Source organism: Kluyvera sp. Awk 3 (assembly GCF_028069715.1).
GTDB classification, from domain to species: domain Bacteria; phylum Pseudomonadota; class Gammaproteobacteria; order Enterobacterales; family Enterobacteriaceae; genus Kluyvera; species Kluyvera georgiana_A.
Map to the genome: position 1 here is coordinate 1 of NZ_JANEWH010000214.1, position 4755 is coordinate 4755.

The 4755-nt window shown below is 50.9% G+C and carries 7 protein-coding genes; 2 read left to right on the forward strand and 5 right to left on the reverse strand.

Features of this window, described 5'->3' with window-relative positions; genetic code table 11:
* A partial coding sequence (locus tag NNN71_RS23600) for a tail fiber assembly protein (RefSeq protein WP_271459484.1) occupies nucleotides 1-423 on the forward strand: 423 nt, incomplete at its 5' end.
* Nucleotides 424-564: 141 nt separating this feature from the next.
* Here the strand turns inward: NNN71_RS23600 and NNN71_RS25335 are convergent.
* From NNN71_RS25335 to NNN71_RS23625, 5 genes are read right to left on the reverse strand one after another with little or no spacing between them, the layout of a single operon-like run.
* Entirely contained in the window at nucleotides 565-1581 is a 1017-nt protein-coding gene (locus tag NNN71_RS25335) for a phage tail protein (RefSeq protein WP_442910529.1), read from the reverse strand.
* Complete coding sequence (locus NNN71_RS23610; protein WP_271459485.1) at nucleotides 1578-2189, reverse strand: phage tail protein I; 612 nt, start codon at nucleotides 2187-2189, stop codon at nucleotides 1578-1580. The genes NNN71_RS25335 and NNN71_RS23610 overlap by 4 nt, the downstream gene beginning before the upstream one ends.
* Nucleotides 2182-3099, reverse strand: coding sequence for a baseplate J/gp47 family protein (locus NNN71_RS23615; RefSeq protein ID WP_271459486.1), 918 nt, complete (start codon nucleotides 3097-3099; stop codon nucleotides 2182-2184). Before NNN71_RS23615 ends, NNN71_RS23610 begins: the two co-directional genes overlap by 8 nt.
* A complete protein-coding gene (locus tag NNN71_RS23620) occupies nucleotides 3086-3445 on the reverse strand; it encodes a GPW/gp25 family protein (protein WP_100194724.1) in 360 nt (119 codons plus the stop codon). Before NNN71_RS23620 ends, NNN71_RS23615 begins: the two co-directional genes overlap by 14 nt.
* Nucleotides 3442-4020, reverse strand: a complete 579-nt coding sequence (locus tag NNN71_RS23625; RefSeq protein WP_271459487.1) for a phage baseplate assembly protein V — start codon at nucleotides 4018-4020, stop codon at nucleotides 3442-3444. Before NNN71_RS23625 ends, NNN71_RS23620 begins: the two co-directional genes overlap by 4 nt.
* A 127-nt stretch (nucleotides 4021-4147) precedes the next feature.
* Here NNN71_RS23625 and NNN71_RS23630 point away from each other — a divergent pair.
* A partial coding sequence (locus NNN71_RS23630; RefSeq protein ID WP_271459488.1) for a DUF2971 domain-containing protein occupies nucleotides 4148-4755 on the forward strand: 608 nt, incomplete at its 3' end.

Consider the following 4755-nt stretch of genomic DNA (forward strand, 5'->3'; position numbering starts at 1 on the left):
GGGGATATTGTGAAAGATACTATATATTACTTCTCTGACGGATTGTTTTATCCGAGCAATGAGGAATATCGAGAAATTCCAGCCAATGCAATTCCGGTAACGGCTGAGGAGTTTTCTAAGGCGATGAATCGCCTGCCGGGTGAGTCTTTCACAGTTGATAATGAGGGTGAGGTGACAATCATACCTGTACCGCCTGTCACCCATGAGCAACTGGTGGCACAGGCTGAATATCAGCGCCGTGAACTGCGCGCTAACGCAGATAGCGCGATTGTCTGGCGAGAGGATGCGACAGAGGACGGTAGCGCGACGGATGAGGAAGTCGCCGCGCTTGTGGAATGGAGAAAATATCGGGTTAAATTAATGCGCATCGACACATCAAAAGCGCCCGATATCGAATGGCCTACTCCACCTGGTCAGAATTAATAATAATTGTCGTCATTGATTCATTAATCAATTCCTCCCGCTGTTGTTCAGTTATTTCCTGAACGTCGGCGGGAATGTCATAATCTGCAAAATCTGTGTCATAAAAACCTTTTGTGCTCTCACTGTAATACAAAGCCATAATTAATATCCCTCACATTCCCAACGTAGAAGAATCTTAGATGCGGCGCTCATTCCGTTAACGACATAACCGCCAATAGTTGTTGCTTTTGATGCAGGTAACCTTGTATCGGTGGTACCGGTAAACGGGGAACCAACATCCATCACCGAAGCAAATACACCACCCCCGGTCGCCCCCATCCCCAGACTCACAGAGGCAGTTAGCATTGCATTTGGAAATGCTGTGGGTAACGCTACTGACCACGACCCGCCAACACCAGCGCCCAAAGTAGATGTAATAACGGTTCCCCACATTTTAATGTGGCCATCAGGTGATTTTCGATAGCCCGCTCCCGAACGGAGTGACGTAAATTGCTCAAGCGTTACAGCTTCCTTTAAACCAAGGTATTCGAGAACGCCCGCTGCATCCGTTTTCCCCAACATCAAACGAATAAAATCACTCAAATCAGCCAGAGCGGCTGCCTTCTCCGCAGTGAAATATGGAAACTTTCCTTTAGCCGGTTTCAGCTCCGCCAGCGCGGTAAGGGTATCGCTTTTCTTCTGCCGGGTTTCAATGAGGTTATCGACATAGCTACGCGTTGCCAGCACGACAGATGGATCGATTTTCAGCGTGATGTTATCGGTGCTACTAGTGATCAGCACCATGCGCACGGTCTGCGTGCGTCCGCTACCTTCAACGAGCTGCGGCTTATAGCTTTCCGGGCAATTCCCCACGGCAATCAGCGCGCCGGCCTCATCGAACAGTCCAACCTCGCGAATCCACCAACCGCCCTCAGTTTCAGGGATCACTTGTTCAGCAATAATCTGGCTACTGTTCTGTGGATCGATATAAAGCATATTCAGTGCGGCGCGGCGTTTTTCTGCAACCAGCGCCGTCTGTTTTGCGTCAGGCGTCGGCAATGCTCCACCGCCGTCACCCACCGCCATCTGGGTAATTTTCAGAGGGATACCGAGCGCGGCAGCGCTTGCCAGCTTCGCCGCCCCAATATCCGTCATCAAGGTGTAAAATTTTGCGCTCATGGGTTCACTCTCATTGTGTCGATATCGTGGACCGCGCCGCTATGATACGCAGTGCCGCCGGAAACGATGGTTTCATTGATATACGGGTAAATCGTGATTTCTTCGCCGGTATAGGTCGAGGCGCCGAGGTAATACGGGCCACTGGTTTGCAGATTGATAGACATGCCGATCAGGTGGCGGCTGCACGGTTTTGCATCGCTAATCAGGCGCTCAAGCTCCAGATAGGTTTCCTCTGTGATCCCCTTGTCCTGCACACCAATATCCAGCCGGAACGTGCCCGGCTGCTCACCGTTTTGCCACCACTCAATAATGCGGATAAGAAATCCAAACGGCTCAACCACGCGACGAACGGCGCTGATCGTCCCTTTGTGCTGATGGATATAGAAAGCGTCCTGCACCACCCGGCGTTTTGTACTTTCGGCCCAGCTTTCGTCCCAGCGATCCACTGAAAAAGCCCAGGCCAGATAAGGCAGAAAACGAACCGGACACGTTGCCGGGTTCCACAGGTCACGCAATGGAACCTGCAGATCAGAAATGCCGCTGCAGGTCAGCGCCAGGCGTCGCTCAAGAACGGATGAACCAGGCGGCAGGAGCGTATTGTTACTCATTCCCGGCGCCCTCACTCGCCACCGATACATCACACCCATCGCAAAAACCGGATGCCGTTCGGTCCATGATGATATCGGCGGCAGGCTCAATCATTTCTACCCAATCCACCCCGGCAACACGTAACACCGCGCCATAAGACTCACTGCGCACGCTTCGGCCCAGACGCTTTTGCTCAATCAGGTATGCGGCTAAATTCGCGTTCGCCGCCTCAAGGCATGGCCCTGCAATGACACCGTCAAATAGATGCAGTTTTGCTTTAACACTGTAGTGGTGGATCAAGGCAGACTGCACCGTGACACGGTCCGCAATGGGCCTTTTATCTTCCCCGTTTACCGCCAGCGCCACCGCAGCCAGCAGTACCTCTGATGCGGTCCCATCCCCGTCATGACTCAGAACGGTAAGCACCACCTCCGCCGGGGCCGGGCTGGTTGCACTGGCATCAGCCACGCGCCCATCGGCACTTTTAGCGTGAAACTCATACGCCGCAGATGGCCCTGCAACGGATAGCCCTTCAAAGGCTTCCGGCACGCGCTGGCGTAATGCATCATCACTTTCCATCACAGCGGCGACCGGCGGCACAGCGTCATCATCTGCAGGCGTCACCGTCAGGCGTTTTACATTATTGTTTGCCGCGACCTGTTCCAGGTCACTGCCGATGGCATACGCCGCCATAACAGCCTGCGCGGCTTCGTTGATACGCTGACGCAGCAAAATTTCACGGTAAGTACTTTCCTGCAGTAGCTTCACTATGGGTTCAGACTCCATCGCCAGTGTGCGCAAAATAGCCTCCTGCTCATCTGCAGGGTACAACGCGACAAAATATGCCTTACGTTCCGCCAGTAGCGCTTCAAAATCCGGCACATCCACAATCTGCGGCGGCGGCAGTTGGGAAAGGTCAATTACTGCCATTTTCAGCTCCTGTCGATATGGAAAGAGAAACTGCGGCGCCATCGTTACGCTGCCCGGAAAGCTCAACCACCATCGAGCCATCAAAATTTGTGCTGATAGAAATGGCATCCAGTGTCAGGCGAGGTTCCCAGCGGCTCAGTGCCACATAAACGGCAGACATAACCTGCAGGCGCAGCGCCGGGTTCTGGGGCTGATCGATAAGCTCAGAAAGCAGCGAGCCATATTCCCTGCGGGCAATCCTGCTGCCCTGCGGCGTCAGCAAAATATCCCTCACCGATTGCCGCAAATGGTCCGTATCCGTGATCGCTTTGCCGTTGGCCTGACTCATGCCCAGATACATCGTCATACCGGCCCCCCTGATGTGTCATTGCCAGCTTTCACGCCATCATGACCGTGCTTATCCGCCACAACGCCGTTTGAACTCATCGACCCGCCGCCCTGGGTAACACTGCCGTTAATCACCACATCACTGTTAATCCGCGTATTGTCCGCCTCCACCACAAACTCACTGGTTTTAAAAGTGACGTTATCAGCAGCCTCGATCACCATGGATTTGATGCCACGAACGTACCAGCGGCCCGTGGCAGGTTCGTATTCAAACCAGCCGCCATCGTCATATTCGGTCACGCTGCCATCCTCAGAATCAGACGGCGGCGGGTACTGATTGGAATAGACGGCTGGCAGCGCAAAGGCGGTTTCAAGATTGCCGCCCAGACTCAGCAGCACAACCTGCTCACCCACTGACGGTTTCCACCACGTACGCGATTTACCGGCGCGACAAGTCAGCCAGTTAATCCAGTTGGTTTCGAGGTCGCCTGTTTTCACCCGGCATAGCCAGTTCTTCCGGTCCACATCGATCACCGTACCGGTGCGGATCAGATTGGTGATAAGGCGCATTATTTCGGTTAGTTGTGCATTCATAGAAGAAAGAATGCATTACCGCGAGCAATCCCGGAACTTGCTAGTTTTGTATGGTATATCTCACAATGAAGCAGTAGTATTGTGCTCCAAAGTATTACCTCCACTTTCTCCTAGAGATAAAGCTTAAATGATTTTATATAAGTATGTAGATTACGAAACAGCAAAGTTAATAATAAACAACTCAACATTAAAATTTTCAAAACCATCATCATTTAATGATCCCTTTGAATTATCTTGCTTACATTACGGAACAAAATCCGACCATAATGAGCAAGCAATTAAATTAATAGCTGCATCCATGTCCTATGGGATTCTATCCCTTACCCGCAACCCCCTAAACCCATTGATGTGGGCACATTATGCTAAAGGGGAAAAAGTTGATGGAGAACCTTGGATTTCCCTCGATCAAGGAAACGGTTCTCATGCTGGTTTTGTTTTCGGCATAGATGTTGATGAAGCTGGTTTAAATACAGATGGTTGCAATATAATACCGGCAAAATACGGTAGTGTAATCTATGCATCCACAAGGCCAAAATCACCTTTTAGCAATTCTGAAAACAATCGATTCTTTGAAGGAATGCAATTCAATTACAATTCAGATTTACTTGAAGTATTTCAAAGAACATTCTTATACAAGCCAGCCTATTGGTCTTATGAGGAAGAAGTAAGGATTGTAAGAAACGTCGGAAGAAGAGATTCTGAAATACAGGAAATACCTTCCTCAAGCTTTAAGGA

Coding starts and splice junctions, on each gene's coding strand:
- NNN71_RS23610 (WP_271459485.1), bottom strand. CDS start 2,189: ATGAGTAACAATACGCTCCTGCCGCCTGGTTCATCCGTTCTTGAGCGA.
- NNN71_RS23625 (WP_271459487.1), bottom strand. CDS start 4,020: ATGAATGCACAACTAACCGAAATAATGCGCCTTATCACCAATCTGATC.
- NNN71_RS25335 (WP_442910529.1), bottom strand. CDS start 1,581: ATGAGCGCAAAATTTTACACCTTGATGACGGATATTGGGGCGGCGAAG.
- NNN71_RS23615 (WP_271459486.1), bottom strand. CDS start 3,099: ATGGCAGTAATTGACCTTTCCCAACTGCCGCCGCCGCAGATTGTGGAT.
- NNN71_RS23620 (WP_100194724.1), bottom strand. CDS start 3,445: ATGACGATGTATCTGGGCATGAGTCAGGCCAACGGCAAAGCGATCACG.